Annotated in this window: 13 protein-coding genes and 1 pseudogene; 8 read left to right on the top strand and 6 right to left on the bottom strand. The window is 62.8% G+C overall.

The window, feature by feature from the left end; all coding sequences use genetic code 11:
* Nucleotides 1-75: 75 nt before the first annotated feature.
* Nucleotides 76-837, top strand: coding sequence for a DeoR/GlpR family DNA-binding transcription regulator (locus F2P44_RS30330; RefSeq protein ID WP_099873929.1), 762 nt, complete (start codon nt 76-78; stop codon nt 835-837).
* An 83-nt stretch (nt 838-920) separates the two neighbouring features.
* Complete coding sequence (locus F2P44_RS30325) at nt 921-1,985, top strand: hypothetical protein (RefSeq protein WP_167093109.1); 1,065 nt, start codon at nt 921-923, stop codon at nt 1,983-1,985.
* 67 nt (nt 1,986-2,052) lie between these two features.
* Here F2P44_RS30325 and F2P44_RS30320 read toward each other — a convergent pair whose 3' ends face one another.
* The 5 genes from F2P44_RS30320 to F2P44_RS30300 all read right to left on the bottom strand — a co-directional run bounded on the left by F2P44_RS30320 (nt 2,053) and on the right by F2P44_RS30300 (nt 9,111).
* Nucleotides 2,053-2,469: a gamma-butyrobetaine hydroxylase family protein gene (locus F2P44_RS30320; protein WP_167093107.1), complete on the bottom strand. Its 417-nt coding sequence runs from the start codon at nt 2,467-2,469 to the stop codon at nt 2,053-2,055.
* Nucleotides 2,466-2,888 (bottom strand): HIT family protein, encoded by a 423-nt coding sequence (locus tag F2P44_RS30315; protein ID WP_167093105.1) that lies wholly within the window; start codon nt 2,886-2,888, stop codon nt 2,466-2,468. Before F2P44_RS30315 ends, F2P44_RS30320 begins: the two co-directional genes overlap by 4 nt.
* Entirely contained in the window at nt 2,885-6,913 is a 4,029-nt protein-coding gene (locus F2P44_RS30310) for a DUF3683 domain-containing protein (protein WP_167093103.1), read from the bottom strand. The genes F2P44_RS30315 and F2P44_RS30310 overlap by 4 nt, the downstream gene beginning before the upstream one ends.
* 231 nt (nt 6,914-7,144) lie before the next feature.
* Nucleotides 7,145-7,924, bottom strand: coding sequence for a LytR/AlgR family response regulator transcription factor (locus tag F2P44_RS30305; protein WP_167093101.1), 780 nt, complete (start codon nt 7,922-7,924; stop codon nt 7,145-7,147).
* The gene (locus F2P44_RS30300; protein ID WP_229423841.1) at nt 7,921-9,111 is read right to left on the bottom strand and encodes a sensor histidine kinase; all 1,191 of its coding nucleotides are present in this window, start codon (nt 9,109-9,111) and stop codon (nt 7,921-7,923) included. Before F2P44_RS30300 ends, F2P44_RS30305 begins: the two co-directional genes overlap by 4 nt.
* Before the next feature lie 86 nt (nt 9,112-9,197).
* Here F2P44_RS30300 and F2P44_RS30295 point away from each other — a divergent pair, with 86 nt between their 5' ends.
* Complete coding sequence (locus F2P44_RS30295) at nt 9,198-11,330, top strand: TonB-dependent receptor plug domain-containing protein (RefSeq protein WP_167093099.1); 2,133 nt, start codon at nt 9,198-9,200, stop codon at nt 11,328-11,330.
* An 18-nt stretch (nt 11,331-11,348) separates the two neighbouring features.
* On the opposite strand, the gene F2P44_RS30290 is transcribed toward F2P44_RS30295, so the two are convergent.
* Nucleotides 11,349-11,861, bottom strand: a complete 513-nt coding sequence (locus F2P44_RS30290; protein WP_167093097.1) for a YqaA family protein — start codon at nt 11,859-11,861, stop codon at nt 11,349-11,351.
* Between the two features lie 193 nt (nt 11,862-12,054).
* Here F2P44_RS30290 and ilvA point away from each other — a divergent pair, with 193 nt between their 5' ends.
* From ilvA to F2P44_RS30265, 5 genes and pseudogenes are all read left to right on the top strand, one after another.
* Nucleotides 12,055-13,590, top strand: coding sequence for a threonine ammonia-lyase, biosynthetic (ilvA, locus tag F2P44_RS30285; RefSeq protein ID WP_167093096.1), 1,536 nt, complete (start codon nt 12,055-12,057; stop codon nt 13,588-13,590).
* A gap of 79 nt (nt 13,591-13,669) precedes the next feature.
* A complete protein-coding gene (gene queF / locus F2P44_RS30280) occupies nt 13,670-14,500 on the top strand; it encodes an NADPH-dependent 7-cyano-7-deazaguanine reductase QueF (RefSeq protein ID WP_167093095.1) in 831 nt (276 codons plus the stop codon).
* Nucleotides 14,501-14,937: 437 nt separating this feature from the next.
* The gene (locus F2P44_RS30275) at nt 14,938-15,420 is read left to right on the top strand and encodes a PTS sugar transporter subunit IIA (protein ID WP_167093094.1); all 483 of its coding nucleotides are present in this window, start codon (nt 14,938-14,940) and stop codon (nt 15,418-15,420) included.
* Between the two features lie 51 nt (nt 15,421-15,471).
* A complete protein-coding gene (gene hprK, locus F2P44_RS30270) occupies nt 15,472-16,407 on the top strand; it encodes an HPr(Ser) kinase/phosphatase (protein WP_054265941.1) in 936 nt (311 codons plus the stop codon).
* A gap of 517 nt (nt 16,408-16,924) precedes the next feature.
* A pseudogene (locus tag F2P44_RS30265) lies at nt 16,925-17,882 on the top strand (IS4 family transposase); the annotation flags it as partial.
* Between the last annotated feature and the right edge of the window lie 457 nt (nt 17,883-18,339).

Raw genomic sequence — 18,339 nt, 5'->3', positions numbered from 1 at the left:
GAAACAAAAATTTATCTGTTTGTTTTCGTTTTATTTCGTTTGTGATAAATTTGGCGCTTTGACAGGAGCCCCACGATGACGCTCAATCCACGCCAGCGGCGCATTCTCGACGCAGTGCGCCAGCAGGTGACGGTGTCGCTGGAGGCGCTCGCGCAGCAGCTTGAAGTGACGCCGCAGACCGTGCGGCGCGACGTCAAGCTGATGGAAGAAGCGGGCCTGCTGGCGCGCTACCACGGCGGCGTGGGCTTGCCGTCCTCGGTCCAGAACATCGATTACAGCGACCGCCAGGTGCTCAACGTGGACGCCAAGCGCCGCATCGCCAGCGCGGTGGCGGCGCAGGTGCCGTCGCACTGTTCGCTGTTGATCAATATCGGCACCACCACCGAGGAAGTGGCGCGCGCGCTGGTGCACCACCAGGGGCTGCACGTGGTGACCAACAACCTCAATGTGGCGACCATCCTGTGCGACAGCCCCGGGTGCGAAGTGATCCTGGCCGGCGGCGTGGTGCGCGGGCGCGATCGCGGCATCGTGGGTGAAACCACCATCGATTTCATCCGCCAGTTCAAGGTCGATATCGGCATCATCGGCATTTCGAGCATCGAGCCCGATGGCACCCTGCGCGACTTCGACCCGCGCGAAGTCAAGGTGGCGCAGGCCATCATCGAGCAGTCGCGCGCGGTGTGGCTGGTGGCCGATCACGACAAATTCGGGCGCCAGGCGCTGATGCGCATGGCCCACGCCTCGCAGATCGACGTGCTGTTCACCGACGCCAAACCGCCCGAGGCGCTGGCCCGGGTGTTGCGCGAGGCCAAGGTAAATGTTGTAATCGCGCAATAATTGACTTGAGCACTGGGCCGCTGGCGGTTTTTGGGGGATGATTGATGTTACCCTGTCTCCCCCTATTTTATTAGCGAATGAGCATGTCGACTTTTCTGATGATTCTTGCCGTGCTTGTGATCTTGGCCGGCGCCGTAGCGGCCGGTTACTACTACTTGCAGCGCACTCAGGTCACCAGGCTGGCTGGCGATTTCAAGCTGTACGCACCCTACCTGGTCGAGCAAACCGCGCGCGTACGCCTGCGCGTGCAGCCGCTGGGACGTGAATATATCGGCGAGGAAGATGCCGCCGCCTACGCCGAGATGAAAAAACTGTGGTCGGGGATGACCAACCACCGCATGAAACTGCTCGGCACCTTCGCCTCCGACGAAGACCAGCGCGTGTATATCATCGGCCAGCACCCGGACAACAAGATCGTCGGCCTGGTGGGCATGCAGCGCGGCATGCGCCCGTTCGTCGAATTCTACAAATTGTCGTCCAGCGGTACGGTGGGGGTGCTCAGCGGCGCTCCCGGCGCGCGCGCGCTGCGCCTTCCCACCTTGACGGTGGAACCGAACAGCAAGGCGTCATGGCGTTCGGCGGTCGCAGCGTTTGCCTCCACGCCGGAAGGGCGCGTTCTCGATGTGAACAACCTGATCGTGCTGTTTGAACGCGTGCATGCGGCGCGCATGGACCATCAACTGGCCGCCGCCCCGACCATGCCCCAGATCAAGTCGCACGCGGGCGCCCTGGGCGCCGGCGACTCCCTGAACGGACAGCAGCTCGAACATGCGCTGGAAATGAACCACGTCGCCTGGACCGAAGCGGTGCAGGTCGCGCTGCTCGATAACACCAAGCGCAAGCTCAAGCTGACGGTCGATACCTGGGCCCGGCTGGAGCCGCAGCTGATCGTCATCCATGCGGGCATGAATGTGGACGACGTCCTCGCCAAGCTGGCGGAGTATCCGGCGGTCGATGCGCTGGGCGTGCAGCTCAAGGCGCAGGAAGTGGGACCGCTGGAGATTTTCGACCAGATGAATGAACGCCTGGCGACTGCGGACCGGCGCCGCCTGGTGCTCAAACTGAATTCGCCGGTGGCTGCCGCGATCTACGCGCGCGCCGGTGCGATGCAGTCGGCGGGCGTGTCGCCGCAGGCGCTGGCGGCGTAAGTACACGCTCACTTACCCGCACAGAAACCGCTACGATCATCTGCGAGGCCCAGGAGCCAAGCAGTAATTAGTGCTTGTGACCGCAGCCCTTGGCCGCCGTCGGCACGCCCGGCAGCTCGGCGCCCGGTTCCCGGCCGGCGTCACCCTCGAAACCGGCGGCGTGCAGGCGCGCCATGTAGTCGGCCCACAAGCTGGTTTGCTCGCTACCGAGCTTGTACAGGTAGTCCCACGAGAACAGACCGGTGTTGTGGCCGTCCGAAAAGGTCGGCTGCACCGCGTAGTTACCCACCGGTTCGAGCGCCGTGACGCCAACATCGCGTTTGCCCAGCTGGAGCACTTCCTGCCCCTGTCCGTGGCCGCGCACTTCGGCCGACGGCGAGTACACGCGCAGCAGCTCGAACGGAATCGAAAAACTGCTGCCGTCGTCAAAGGCGATATCGAGCACGCGCGATTTCTGGTGGACGGTCAGTGCGGTCGGGTTCATGCTGGTTTTTCCATGCGGCGGACAATGTCGGCCGCCAGTTTCGGCAGCAGCGCGCGGCGCTCCGCCAGGGTTGGTTCTTCGGTCGTACGCACCGCCACCGTCCACACGGGATTCGGAAAATGCGCATCGTCTGCGTAGCGCGGAATGACGTGCCAGTGCAGGTGCGGCGTCATGTTGCCAAGGCTGGCGACGTTGATTTTATCGGGCTTCATCACATCGCGCAGCGCCAGTTCCACATGCCACACCGCGTCCGTGAGCAGCAGCCGGTCGCTTGGCGCCAGGTCGGTCATTTCCTTGACGTGATCGTTCCAGATCACGCGGCAAAAGCCAGGATAGGCGGCGTCGTCGACCAGGATCACCGACAGCTTGTCGTTGCGCCAGATCGGTTCGAGCGCCAGTTCACATAGTTCGCACGTCATACCAATACCCTTTCGATGCCGCCGCTGTTGGCACGGGCAACGTATTCGGGCAGCCAGTTTTCGCCCAGCTTGTGGCGCGCGATTTCGATGACGATGTAGTCGGCGGTGGTGCCGGCATCGTCGTTGTAGCGCGACAGGCCCTGCAGGCACGATGGGCAGCTGGTCAGGATCTTGACGTCGCCGCTGAAGCCATCGGCGCGCAGCTTGTCGGCGCCCTTCTCCATCTCGTCTTCCTTGCGGAAGCGCACCTGCGTGGCGATGTCGGGACGCGATACGCCGAAGGTACCGGACTCGCCGCAGCAGCGGTCGTTCTTTTCGATCTTCACGTTGTCCACCGTCGACACCAGCGCATTGACGGTCTTGACCGAATCCTGCAGCTTCATCGGATTATGGCAAGGCTCGTGGTACATGTAGCGGGTGCCGCTGACGCCTTCGAGCTTGACGCCTTTTTCGAGCAGGTACTCGTGGATGTCCATGATGCGGCAACCGGGGAAGATCTTGTCGAACTCGTAGGTCGCCAGCTGGTCGTAGCAGGTGCCGCACGATACCAGCACGGTCTTGATGTCCAGATAATTGAGCGTGTTGGCCATGCGGTGGAACAGCACGCGGTTATCGGTCATCATCTTGTCGGCCTTGTCGTACTGGCCGGCGCCGCGCTGCGGATAGCCGCAGCACAGGTAACCCGGCGGCAGCACGGTTTGCACGCCGACTTCCCACAGCATCGCCTGCGTGGCCAGGCCCACCTGCGAGAACAATCGCTCCGAGCCGCAGCCCGGGAAGTAGAACACGGCTTCGGTATCGGCCGTGGTCACCTTTGGATTGCGGATGATCGGGATGATCTTGTCGTCTTCGATGTCGAGCAGCGCGCGCGCGGTTTTCTTGGGCAGGTTACCCGGCATTTTCTTGTTGATGAAGTGGATCACCTGCTCGCGCACCGGCGCCTTGCCGGTGGTCGGCAGCGGCGCGCGGGTCTGCTTCTTGGCGAATTTTTTCAGCACGTTGTGCCCGAAGCGCTGCGCCTTGAAGCCCCAGCCGGCCATGACCTGGCGCGTGGCATTGATGGTCACCGGGTCGGTCGCGTTCAGGAAGAACATCGCCGCCGCGTTGGCCGGCCTGAAGGTCTTCTTGTTCATCTTGCGCAGCAGGTTACGCATGTTCATCGACACGTCGCCGAAGTCGATGTTGACCGGGCATGGCGTGACGCACTTGTGGCACACGGTGCAGTGGTCGGCCACGTCCTCGAATTCTTCCCAGTGCTTGATCGAGATGCCGCGGCGGGTCTGCTCTTCGTACAGGAACGCTTCGATCAGCGAGGACGTCGCCAGGATCTTGTCGCGCGGCGAATACAGCAGGTTCGCGCGCGGCACGTGGGTAGTGCACACCGGCTTGCATTTGCCGCAGCGCAGGCAATCCTTGATGCTGTTGGCGATCTCGCCGATATCGCTCTGCTGCATGATCAGCGATTCGTGGCCCATCAGGCCGAACGACGGCGTGTAGGCGTTGCGCAGGTCGGCCCCGAACTCGGGCAGGTTGAGCAGCTTGCCCTTGTTGAAGCGCCCTTCCGGATCGATGCGCAGCTTGTAGTCACGGAATTCGCTGATTTCTTCTTCGGTCAAAAATTCGAGCTTGGTGATGCCGATGCCGTGCTCGCCCGAGATCACGCCGTCGAGCGAACGTGCCAGCTTCATGATGCGGCCGACCGCTTCGTGCGCGTCCTGCAGCATGGCGTAGTCGTCGGAATTGACCGGCAGGTTGGTGTGCACATTGCCGTCGCCGGCGTGCATGTGCAGCGCCACGAACACGCGCGAACGCAGCACCTTTTGATGGATCGCGGTCGATTCGTCCAGAATGAGCTTGTAGGCGGCGCCGTTGAAGACCTGGCGCAGTTGCGCGCGGATCTCCTGCTTCCACGAGACGCGCACAGTGCGGTCCTGGACCACGTCGAACAGGGTGGCGTCGGGCTGCTGTGCCAGGCGCTCGTCGAATACGACGTCGAGGCGGGCCAATCCGATGGCGCGCAAGGCGTCGCGCGCGCCGGCCAGCGGCTGGTCGAGTTCAGCCAGCAGCCAGGTCCAGCGCGCATGAACGGCGTCGAGCAGCTCGGTGGCTTGCTGTACGCGGTCGCCCAGCATTTCTTCGTCGCCGATCGATTCGCCCGAGGCGTCGTCGCTTTTACCGACCGGCAGATTGCCGGCGGCGAAAAACGCGCGCAGTTCGTCGGTCAGCTGCAGTTTGTTCTTGATCGACAGCTCGATGTTGATGCGCTCGATGCCGTCGGTGTATTCGCCCATGCGGCCCAACGGAATGACCACGTCTTCGTTGATCTTGAAGGCGTTGGTGTGGCGCGCAATCGCCGCGGTGCGGGCGCGGTCGAGCCAGAACTTCTTGCGCGCTTCCGGGCTGACGGCCACGAAGCCTTCGCCCACGCGGGTGTTCGCGATGCGTACCACTTCCGAGGCGGCTTGCGCCACCGCGTTCTCGTCGTCGCCGACGATGTCGCCGAACAGCGCCATTTTTGGCAGCACGCCGCGTTTCGATTTGGTGGCGTAGCCGACCGCGCGCAGATAGCGCTCATCGAGGTGTTCCAGGCCAGCCAGGCGAATGGTCGCACACGCCGGGCCGCCCTTGGCCGGCAGGCCGTCGAGGTAATCCTTGATTTCGACGATCGATGGAATCGCGTCGCGCGCCTGGCCGAAGAATTCGAGGCAGACGGTGCGCGCGTACTTCGGCATCTTGTGCAGGATCCAGCGCGCCGACGTGATCAGGCCATCGCAGCCTTCTTTCTGGATGCCCGGCAGGCCGGCCAGGAATTTATCGGTGACGTCCTTGCCCAGGCCTTCCTTGCGGAAGCGGCGCCCTTCGATGACCAGCATTTCAGTCTTGAACGGCGCGTCTTTCGCTTCGCCGCGCGCATTCGGATGCGTCCATTCGAGCTTGAAGGTGGCGGTCGGCGCGTCGTGGATCTTCGACAGATTGTGGCCGATGCGCGTGACTTCCAGCCAGTCGCCGTTCGGGTCGACCATCTTCCACGACGCCAGGTTGTCGAGCGCGGTGCCCCACAACACGGCCTTCTTGCCGCCGGCGTTCATGGCCACGTTTCCGCCGATGCAGGAGGCCTCGGCCGACGTAGGATCGACCGCGAACACGAAACCAGCCTTTTCGGCGGCGTCGGAAACGCGCTTGGTGACCACGCCGGCGCCCGAATGGATGGTCGCGTATTCATGGTCCACGCCGGGCAGCATGGTCATTTCGACTTCGCCCAGAGTGATCAGTTTTTCGGTGTTGATGACGGCCGACATGGGCGTGAGCGGAATGGCGCCGCCGGTGTAGCCGGTTCCTCCGCCGCGCGGAATGATGGTCAGTCCGAGTTCGATGCAACCCTTGACCAGGCCCGCCATTTCATCTTCGGTGTCGGGCGTGAGCACCACGAACGGATATTCGACGCGCCAGTCGGTGGCGTCGGTCACGTGGGCGACGCGCTTCATGCCGTCGAAGCAGATGTTGTGCTTTTCGGTGTAGCGGCCCAGCACCTTGGTGGTGCGCTTGCGCAGGTCCCAGGTCTGGCGGAATTCGTTGCCGAAGTCCTCGACCGCCTTGGACGCCGCCTTGAGCAGCTTTTCCACGTTGGCGCTGCGCGCACGCGCGACTTCGCCGGCCGGGTCGTCGCCGCCCTCCGCTTCGACGCTGATGCGGCGCTTGTCCACTTCGGCCAGGCGGTGATGCAGCGCGTCGATCAGTTCCTGGCGCCGTTTCGGGTTGTCCAGCATGTCGTCCTGGAGGTAGGGATTGCGCCGCACCACCCAGATATCGCCCAGCACTTCGTACAGCATGCGCGCCGAGCGCCCGGTCTGACGCGAGCCGCGTAATTCGTCGAGCAGCTCCCAGGACGACTCGCCCAGCAGACGGATCACGATTTCGCGGTCCGAAAACGAGGTGTAGTTATAAGGGATTTCGCGCAGGCGGGTGGCGGCGTGACCGTTTGGCGTTTCGGCCAGAAGTGCTTGGATTTGTGCGGGGGCGTTCATGTATTGGTGGACTATGTGGACTGACCCTAAGGGAGTTCATTCTAGCGTATTGCGCTGCACAACGCAGGAACAGCCTTCGCTTTTGCAAGGGCTACATGGGGAAAGCGCACAAACAAATCGATGGCGATTTGAGAAATCGACAAGAGTTTTCTGATTTAATATCACCCTCGACCAATCAAAATTCAGCTGAAATTGCATTTGCCGGAACGATATGCTGAATCACCCACGGCGTCAGCGCTCGCGCATCGATGCGCGCAGGGCGTCGACATAGCGTTCGCTGACGGCGACGTGGGCGCCCGAGCGCAGGGTCAGGCGCCAGGCGCCATCGCCCACCACCTCCAGGTTGGCGGCCTGGCCGATGCGCACTACGGCACCGCGGTGCACGCGGAGAAAACAGGCGGGGTCGAGATGGCCCAGCAGGCGGCTCAGGGGCAGCCGGTGCATGACGCTGCGCGCGGCCAGGTGCAGGCTCACGTAATTACCGCAGGTTTCGATCCAGTCGACGTCGGCCAGCTGGATGCATTCGATGCGGCCGACCGAGCGCACGCTCACCTGCTGCCAGTAGCGGCCAGGCGGGCCGGGAGGCTCGCCGCTGGCGTCGACCCAGGCGCGCAGGGCAGCCCCGTAGGCCGGCCGCTGGCGCAGTTCCAGCATCGCTTCGGCGCGCGCCAGGGCTGTGGCCAGGCGCGCATCGTGGACGGGTTTGAGCAGGTAGTCGAGGGCGTGCACTTCGAACGCTTCCAGAGCGAAGGCGTTATGCGCGGTGACGAATATGACCAGCGGCGCTTTGGCCAGGCCGGCCAAAGCGCGCGCCAGCACCAGGCCGGAGTCTCCCGGCATCTGGATATCGAGGAATACCACGTCGATCTCCTGTGCGGCAATGCAGGCCTGCGCCGCAGCCACACTGGAACACTCGCCGGCCACCTGCCAGCGCGGGTGGTCGGCCAGGGCGTAGCGCAGGTTGACGCGGCCCGGCTCCTCGTCGTCGACGATCAGCGCGCGCACCGTCATTGGTCAGGTGCGTGCAGCGGCATGTGGATGTCGACCACGAAGCGGCCGTCTTCCAGGCCCGTTTGCAGCGAGGCGCTGTCGCCGTAGGCCAGTTGAAGACGCGCGCGGGCATGGTGCAGGCCCAGTCCGAGGCCGGGATTGGCCGAGCGGGCCGCGCTGGCCGGGTTGGATACGTGGATCGTCAGGCGATCCGCGCTCGCGGCAAAGGCGACACGGATATCGCTCGGACGGTCGTGGCAGTCCAGGTCATGGCGCAGCGCGTTCTCGATCAGCGGTTGCAGCAGCAGCGGCGGCATGTCTCCGGCCAGCACGGCCTCGCTGTCGCCTTCGACACTGACCTGCATGCGCGCGCCGTAGCGCAGGCGCTGCAAGGCCAGGTAGTCGTCGAGGAACTGGCGCTCTTCACGCACGCCAACGTGATCGCGCGCGCTCGCTTCCAGCGCATAGCGCAGCAAGGCACTCAGGTGGTTGATGCCGTCCAGCGCCACCCGCTTGTCGTCCGAGCGCACCAGCGCGCTGATGGCGTTCAGGGCGTTGAAGAGAAAGTGCGGTTCCAGCTGGCCGCGCAGCGCCAGCAAGCGTTGCTGCTCCAGCTCCAGGCGCAGGGCCAGGTTGTCGCTCTGGGAACGCACCCAGGCCTGTTCGCGCCGGCGGCCTGCGCGCCAGCTGCACGCGGCCACCACCGCCACGAAGGTAAACGTCACCCATACCAGCGCCATGAACTGCCAGAATCCCGAGCGCGCCAGCGCAGCGTCGACCACCGGCGCCAGTCCCGACAACGTACCCTCGTCGTGAAGTTTGAGCATGCCGGCATTGAGCAGTTCGAGCGGCGTGAACACGGCCGCGACCAGCAGGTAGGCGACCAGCATGCGCGGCACGCTGCCCAGCGCCGCCGGGCGGGCGGTGAACAATGCGTAGCACGCGAAGCTCATCGACATCAGCAGCAGGTGCTCGCGCCACCAGAGCCAGAACAAATGCGCGTAGGGACGGCTGACGCCACCGCGTTGCAGGTCGTCGCTGTGGTTACCGATAGCGCCGATCGCGCACAGCACCGTCCAGATCAACACGATCGTCAGGAAGGCCTTGGGCAGGCTGGTTGGCCGGGGTGGATTTTGTGCGGTGGTCATCGATGCAAAGTATACCAGCGCCACCTGGCCATTTTTCTGCCATGCTACCGCCTTCGTCATCCAGTTCCGGCGACTCGTCACATACCGGTGTTGCGCGGCAGGGCGAGCGGACACAATCGGCATTCCTGTCAACCAATTGATCGTTCATGAAACACTCTCTCGTCTTTTCCGCGCAGGCGATCGCCCTGCTTTCCTCCTTCAGCCATGCCGCCCACGCCCAGGATGCCACCGGCACGATCCAGCGGGTCGAGGTGAGCGGCGCCGGCAGCGCCAATCTGCGGCGCGACGACACCGCCGCGCGCATCGTGGTCGGACGCGACGAGATTATCCAATATGGCGACACGTCCCTGTCGGCGGTGCTCAAGCGCCAGCCCGGCGTGTCGCTCAGCGGCGGCGAAATCCGCATGCGCGGGCTGGGCGCGGGCTACACCCAGCTGCTGGTCAACGGCGACCCGGTGGCGGCCGGTTTTTCGATCGACAGCATCGCTCCGGCGATGATTGAACGGATCGACATTTTGCGCACCGCCACGGCGGAACTGGGTTCACAGGCCATCGCCGGGACCATCAATGTGATTCTCAAGAAGGGCAACGCGCGCAAGCAGCGCGACGTGAAACTCGGCACCGGCCTGCTGCCGGGGCGGGGCGATCCGTCGGCGTCGCTGCAATGGGGCGAGCGCGCCGGCGATCTGGCGTATTCGCTGGCGGCCGAGATGACGCGCACGACCAGCGACAACCGCTACATGACGCTAGAAACGCTGGACGACGCCGACGCTGCTCCGCTGGCGCGGCGTGAACTGCGCGAGTGGGCGTCGTTTCGCAGCACGCGCCTGAACCTGACCCCGCGCGTGAACTGGACCCTGGCCGACGGCGGCAGCCTGGCGTGGCAAACCTTCATCGATGTCTCGCGCAACGCCAACAACGGCAACGCGGTCGAAACCACCGTCTCCGGCGCAAGCACCGAGTATCCCATCAACGATTACGGCACCAGGGCGCAGACGCTGTCGGCGCGCAGCGACATCAGCCTGGCGCGCCAGGTCGGCGCCGACGGCAAGCTCACGGTCAAGGCGGGGCTCAATCACAACAAGCGCGAATCGGATTATCTGTTCAGGGGCGCGGGCAGTGACCATACGCTGGCGCGCAAGGTGCTCTCGGATGCGGTCGACAACAGCGCCGTCTTGAGCGGCAAATACCTGGCACCGCTGATGCCGGACCATGCGATGGGCATCGGTTGGGAATGCGGACGCACCCAGCGCACCGAATCGCGGCGCCAGAACGACAGTACCGCCGCCGGCCGGTTCCTGTCGCAGCTCGACGAGGACTACCGCGCGGTGGTCAGCCGCCTGGCGCTGTTCGCGCAGGATGAATGGACCGTGTTGCCGCGCCTGCAGGCTTACCTCGGGCTGCGCTGGGAAGGGCTGCACACCTCGACCGAGGGGCGCGCGCTGGCGGAAGTGAGCAGCCAATCGTCCGTGCTCAGCCCCGTCACGCAGCTGCTGTGGAAGCTCGATGGCAAGGACCAGCTGCGCTTTTCGCTCTCGCGCACCTACAAGGCGCCGGCGGTGCGCAACCTGGTGCCGCGCCGGTACACGGTCAACAACGCCAACGGACCGACCAATCCGGACGTGCGCGGCAACCCGGCGTTGAAGCCGGAGCTGGCATGGGGGCTCGATACGGCCTACGAATCGTACTTCGGCAAGAACGGCGTGGTCAGCGTGTCGGCCTATGCGCGCCGGATCGACGCGGTGACCGTGCAAACCCTGTACCAGGAAGATGGCGCCTGGATTTCGACGCCGTTCAACAACGGCAAGGCGAAAGTAGCCGGGCTCGAATTCGACGCCCGCTTCCCGCTGCGCAGCGTGCTGCCGTCGGCGCCGGACATGGACCTGCGCGCCAACGCGGCACGCAACTGGTCGCGCCTGGATGCGGTGCCGGGGCCGGACAACCGCCTGGGCGACCAGGCCCGCGTCACGGCCAATATCGGCTTCGATGCGCGCATCTGGGCGCAGTACACGGTGGGGATGAACCTGAACCTGCAGTATGGCGGGGCGACGCAAATGAGCCGCTACCTGCGCAGCGATACGGGGCCGGTGCGCGTGCTCGATGTATATGGAGTGTGGAAGGCCGGTGTGAACACGCAGCTGCGCCTGTCGGTGACGAATGCGCTGCACCGTGACCGGCGCAGCGGCAGTACGTATGCCGATGCCGGCGGCGGCAACGCGCGCGCGGGGCGCGCATCGTCGGCGGCGTTAGTGCGGATTGTGCTGGAAGCGAGCCTCTGAACGAAGCGGAAGGTACCGCTAAAAAAACATGTGCCAGAAATTGGACAGGGTCTCGCCCAGCTCCTTCCAAAAACTATCCGGCACGTAGAGCAGCGCGGTAGTCATGGTCAGGTAGCGCGCGAATTTGCCGATCGCCATATAGCCGAGGCTGGGCCAGAACGGCAAATGCAGCCAGCCGCCCAGTGTGCACAGCGGATCGCCAATCCCGGGCACCCACGACAACAGCATGGTCTTGGCACCGTAGCGCGCCAGCCAGGCGAACCAGCGCGATTTGCGCTCTTTCGCAAACGCGACCTTGGCGCGGTAACCGATGAAATAATCGAGCGCACCGCCCAGGGTATTGCCCAGGGTCGCCACCAGGATCGCGGGCCAGAACATGCCCGGATTGGCCTTGATCACCGCAAACACGGCCGGCTCGGACCCGAGCGGCAGCAGTGTTGCCGAAATGAACGCTATGACGAAGACCGAGCTGAGCCCGACCGCGGGAGCGGCCAGCAATTTGAGCAGCCAGAGGACAGCGGATTCGATCATGGACGCACTTTGATGGCTGCTGAAGCCGTCCATTATAATGAGGAAAAATTATTGCAACGACACGATACGCCGAGCCCGTCACCCGGAACCGCGCATCGCACTGCAAGCCTCGGCCATCCGCCGACAACACAGTCCAGCGTCAACAGCATCGCGTTCCGGATTTTCCGGCCCAGAATCACTTTGTTTGCAGACTATGACTATCGACTACCTCAAAAAAATCCTGACCGCCCGCGTCTATGACGTCGCCACCGAAACGCCGCTCGAATTGGCGCCGATCCTGTCGCAGCGCATGGAGAACCGCATTTACTTCAAGCGTGAAGACATGCAGAGCGTGTTCAGTTTCAAGCTGCGGGGCGCGTACAACAAGATGGCCAACCTGGCGCCGGCACAGCTCAAGCGCGGCGTGATCTGCGCGTCGGCCGGCAACCACGCGCAGGGCGTGGCCATGTCGGCGGCCAAGATCGGCTGCCGCGCGGTGATCGTCATGCCAACGACCACGCCGAGCGTGAAGGTCGATGCGGTCAAGGCATTCGGCGGCGCCCGTGTCGAAGTCATTTTGCACGGCGACTCGTACACCGACGCCTATAACTTCGCGCTGACGCTCGAAAAAGAGCAGAACCTCGCCTTTGTGCACCCGTTCGACGATCCGGACGTCATTGCCGGCCAGGGCACGGTGGGCATGGAGATCTTGCGCCAGCATTCGGGCCCGATCCATGCGATTTTCGTAGCCATTGGCGGCGGAGGCCTGATCGGCGGCGTGGCGGCCTACGTCAAGCAGATCCGCCCGGACATCAAGATCATCGGCGTGCAGTCGACCGATTCGGATGCGATGGCGCGCAGCCTGAAAGCCGGCCAGCGCGTGACCCTTTCCGACGTGGGCCTGTTCGCCGACGGCACCGCCGTGCGCCTGGTGGGCGAAGAGACCTTCCGCCTGGCGCAGCTGTACGTGGACGAAATCATCCTGGTCGATACCGATGCGATCTGCGCGGCGATCAAGGACGTGTTCCAGGATACGCGCTCGATCCTGGAACCATCCGGCGCGCTGGCGGTGGCCGGCGCCAAGGCGTATATCGAGCGTTCGGCGATGAGCAAGAACCCGGTGCGCGGCGAGACCCTGGTGGCGATCGCCTGCGGCGCCAACATGAACTTCGACCGCCTGCGTTTCGTGGCCGAGCGCGCGGAACTGGGCGAAGCACGCGAGGCGGTGTTCGCGGTGACCATTCCCGAGCAGCGCGGCAGCTTCAAGCGCTTTTGCGCGCTGGTCGGGCCGCGCAATGTGACCGAGTTTAACTACCGGGTCAGCGATGCGGCCCAGGCGCACGTGTTCGTGGGCGTGCAGATTGCCAGCCGCGGCGAGTCCGGCGTGCTGGCGCGCACCTTCGAGCAGAACGACTTCAAGACACTCGATCTGACGCACGACGAACTGGCCAAGCTGCACATCCGCCATTTGGTGGGCGGCAAGAGTACCTTGGCCCATGACGAGTTGCTGTATCGTTTCGAATTCCCCGAGCGTCCGGGCGCGCTGATGCGCTTCCTCGACAGCATGGCGCCGAACTGGAATATCTCGCTGTTCCATTACCGTAATCAAGGCGGCGATGTGGGGCGGATTCTGGTGGGCTTGCAAGTGCCGGCCGAGGAAATGGAAGAGTTCCGCCTGTTCCTCACCACGCTCGGATACCGTCACTGGGATGAGAGTGCCAATCCGGTGTATAAGATGTTTTTGGGGTGATACCACTACCCTCGCTGACCTGATCGCCGTCGCTCCCGCCTGCGCGGGAGCGACGGTGCTTGAATTTGACTGAATCGATATGACCAACACCGCCGCTCTATCCCCCCTGGGCAAAACGTCCGCCTACCAAACCCAATACGCGCCGGATTTGCTGTTCCCGATCCCGCGCCAGGGCAAGCGCGATGAACTCCAGCTCACCGGCACCCTGCCCTTCTTCGGTGTCGATATCTGGAACGCCTACGAAATCTCGTGGCTGAACATGCGCGGCAAACCCCAGGTGGCGATTGCCACGATCACGGTGCCGGCCGACTCGCCCAACATCGTCGAATCGAAATCGTTCAAGCTGTATTTAAATTCGTTCAACCAGACGCGCCTGTCCAGCAGCGACGCCTTGCTGGCCCTGCTGCACGAAGATTTGGCCGGCGGCTTCGGCGCGCCGGTCCACATCACGTTGATCGAACCGCACGCCTTCAACACCGTCAAGATGGGTGAACTCGATGGCGTGCTGCTGGACCGCCTCGACGTCGAGATCGACAACTACTCGCCCTCGCCCGTCCTGCTCACGGCAGCGACGGACAGCGCGCCGGTCGAGGAAACGCTCGTCTCGCACCTGCTCAAATCGAACTGCCTGGTCACCGGCCAGCCGGACTGGGCCAGCGTGCAAATCCATTACGTGGGCCCGCAGATCGAACAGGGCGGCTTGCTGAAATACCTGATCGGCTTTCGCGAACACAATGAATTCCATGAGCAATGTGTCGAGCGCATTTTTACCGACATCCTGCGCCAGTGCGCACCGCAAAAGCTGGCTGTGTATGCCCGCTATACCCGCCGTGGCGGACTGGACATCAACCCTTGGCGCAGCAACTTCAGCTCGGGCCGTCCGTCCAATCTGCGCACCGCCCGCCAGTGACGTTTGAGGCAGCGCAAGGGGACTGGTGTCCCCCTGCGTGCACGCTTGACGGCATTGCTATGCGGGAATACCGTGATCGGTAAGGGAACGAGTGTGCTTTTCGGGCGACAGACAAAGGCCACCAACTTTATAATAAAACAACAGGCGCGTGAGCACATGTCGCGCTGAAAAAACGGGCAGCAAGCACAGGAAAAATGGCAAACTGCGTTAAGGACCAGCATTTGTGTGCAAAATCCTCAATTTCATGGCGGAAATTCAAATTTTCGACACCCGCCCCGAGCGCAGGTTTTCCGGCTTGTATGAATCGCTATTCATCTTGCGAAATGTCAATGCAGACTTGATATGGATCGACAACGAATTCCGATTACACAGCTGGCAAACAGGCCTATAATTCTGGCTCGCAAGCACCCTTGTGCATCGCACCAATACTCAGCGTTATGACAAACCTTAGCAAAATTTTATCGCTCGAGAACGTGTTGCTTGATCTCGAAGTGTCCAGCAAAAAGCGCGCTTTCGAGCAAGCCGGGCTGATCTTCGAGAACAACTGCGGAATTGCCCGCTCGACCGTTTCGGACAACCTGTTTGCGCGCGAGCGCCTCGGCTCAACCGGGCTCGGCCATGGCGTGGCCGTGCCGCACGGGCGCATCAAGGGCAGCAAAAGCCTCAAGTCGCCGCTGGCCGCCTTCGTGCGGCTACTCGAACCGATTCCGTTCGAGTCGCCCGATGGCCAGCCGGTCAACCTGCTGTTCTTCCTGCTCATTCCCGATCATGTGACCCAGCAGCACCTTGAGATTTTGTCCGAGATCGCCGAGATGTTTTCCGACGACGGTTTCCGCACAGCGCTGGCCACCGATCCGGACCCGAAATCGGTCCACGCGCGCATCATCAATTGGCAACCAAGTCTGCAAGCCCTGGGTTAAACTTCTTCGTGCCGGGCGCGTTGGCGCCCTCACTTTTCTGAAGACCCGTTCATGCTGCAAACTCCGCTGACCATCCAACGGCTGTACGACGACAATCGCGAAAGTCTGCAGCTGGGCTGGTTCGCCGGCTTTCCCGGCGGCGAACGCCTCATTTCGGGCGACGTCGCCTCCGCCGCCGACCAGGTCGGCCACCTGAATCTGATCCACCCGGGCCGCATCCAGGTATTCGGACACCAGGAACTGACGTATTACCACCGGCTTAAATCCGGTTCGCGCAGCCACGTGATCGGCGAGCTCATTGCCGGCGGGCCGCCGGCGCTGATCATCGCGCAGGGTCTCGATACGCCGCCCGATATCCTGGCCATCTGCGACGAGCAGAACATCCCCTTGTTTTCCACGCCGCTGCCGGCCGCGCAGGTGATCGACTTCTTGCGCGTGTACCTGTCCAAGAAGCTCGCGCAGCGCATCATCATGCATGGCGTGTTCATGGACGTGCTGGGCGTGGGCGTGCTCATTACCGGCGACTCGGGCCTGGGCAAGAGCGAGTTGGGATTGGAACTCATTTCGCGCAGCCATGGGCTGGTGGCCGACGATGCGGTGGAGTTCTCGCGCATCGCGCCGAACATGATCGAAGGACGCTGTCCGGCGCTGCTGCAAAACCTGCTGGAAGTGCGCGGCCTGGGGCTGCTGGATATCAAGGCAATCTTTGGCGAGACAGCCGTGCGGCGCAAGATGCGCCTCAAGCTGATCGTCCATCTCGTGCGCCGTAGCGCGCTGGAAGAAGAAGTCGAGCGCTTGCCGTTTTTGTTCCCGACCGAGGATGTGTTGGGGCTGCCGATTCGCAAAGTCGTGATTCCCGTCGCGGCAGGGCGCAACATCGCTGTGCTGTTGGAAGCAGCGGTCCGCAATACAATTCTTCAACTGCGCGGCATCGACACATTACAGGAATTCATGGAGCGTCAGCGGCAGGCGATGAGTTCAGACTAGGCCTGTTTACGCAGTGTGCCCTTGCAAGGGCACACCGTTCCGCAGGCGCGGAGCGACACCCTGTAACTTCCCTCCCCCCTCGTGTTCTGAACGGACCACTCCTGCATGATGGACACGGCATTCGGATCGTGCTGATGGCCTCGCCGCTCCAGCGCGCGAAACGACATCCGGTTCCCGTGCATCGCCACGAGCACTGGCTCGAAAAGCACCGGGATGATCGGCTCCGGTCGCGCATCCGTCCCAACTGCAAACAAATTTCAGTTCATGCCACGTCTCAACCGCGCACATCGTCAGATGGCCGGCAGCGCCAAGGTCCGCATATATGTCCCGGTCCAGCCGACGCGCCCCGCGAACTCGTCATCTTTTGACTGTGCTGTACATCCATACAGTATAGCCCATAGCGTTATACACAACTCCCCACCCGTCGGCAAAAACTGTTTACTTTCAATGACTTACCAGCAGGGCTTGTAAATTTCGGGCAAATCGCGTTTACTCTCGTCTTTTGGGCGGACGCGTGATGAAAGTAGCACAGCAGTGGACAGAGCAGGAATTTGCGGCACTCGACCTTGGCGACGTCCGTCTTGACAAGAGAGCGAAAAAAATTGATGGAACGACTTGCAGCCAAACCGACGGCCAGCATTCCGGAAGCGTGCGACACCTGGAGCGAGACTTGTGCTGCGTACCGCTTTCTGCGCAACTCGGACGTTACTTGGGAGAGCATCCTGGCACCACACTGGGCGCGCACTCAGGAACGCATGCGTGAACAGAAAGTGGTGCTGTGCATCCAGGACACGACGGAACTGGACTTTAACGGTCAGGAAATTGCTGGGCTGGGCCCGCTCAATTATGAGGCGCGGCGCGGTATGTACCTGCACCCGACCTTGGCGGTAACGACGGAACGCGAACCGCTCGGCGTGCTCGATGCCTGGATGTGGGCACGCGAGAAGCGCGGCGACGACGGCGTGCGGCCAGGCCAGAAGGAGAGTCTACGCTGGGTGGAAGGCTATGAGCGGGTGGCGGAGATGGCCGCCGAGATGCCCGGTACAAGGCTGGTCTATCTGGCCGACCGGGAAGCGGACATGGTCGACATGATGCGCCGCGCGCACGAACTGCATACGCCAGCCGATTGGCTGGTGCGCGCCAAACATGACCGATGTCTGCCTGCCGGTGACGGCGCTAAGCTGTGGGATACGACCACGGCAGGGGTACCGATCGGCGAGATCGAATTCATGCTGGGAGCCCGTGAGAACCGCAAGGCGCGCAGCGTACGACAACAATTGTGGGCACGCGAAGTCGAGATCAGCGACGGCAAACACGCTCGTCTGACCGTCACGTGCCTGATTGCGCGCGAGGTGGGCGCACCGGCCGGCACCAAGCCAGTCGAGTGGCGTTTGCTGACGAACCGTGCAGTCGAGACGCGCGAGCAGGCGGTCGAATTGATCGATTGGTACCGGGCACGTTGGGAGATCGAGAGTTTGCCTTAGGCACACAGAAAGGAAGTTCGGCATGAACTGACGGACTGTGTCAAAGCTATGTGAAAGATGAGGGTAGGCCCCTCGAAGTCGGCTTTCAGGAGCGGGCTTCAAACCACCCCAAGCTGCTGCGGCCAAGAGCCGTGGTGGTGAGCGTTGGAGGCAAAGCGCCGAGGCCGTACCTCGGGCAGGTAAGGATCAGAGAGACGAACGAAAGTGAACCTTCCGATGACGCGTCGTTATCCTATTTGTCGTCAAAACCAGGGGCGTTTCTATCTCTTGGGACCAGCTTGCCGGACGCCTGATTATTGGGCAGGCGGCGACCGGCGTAAAGGCATGCCCTTATACATAAGTCCGTAGCGTTCCAAAAAGTCGTTTACATTCAATGAGTTGCCAGAGGGGCTTGTAAACTTTGCCAAGATCGCGTTTACTCTTGCCTTTTGGGTGGCGCACTTGGACA

The organism is Massilia frigida (genome assembly GCF_011682175.1).
GTDB lineage: Bacteria > Pseudomonadota > Gammaproteobacteria > Burkholderiales > Burkholderiaceae_D > Telluria_A > Telluria_A frigida.
Note: the sequence above shows the minus strand (reverse complement) of the source record. Positions and strands in the feature narration are given on the sequence as shown.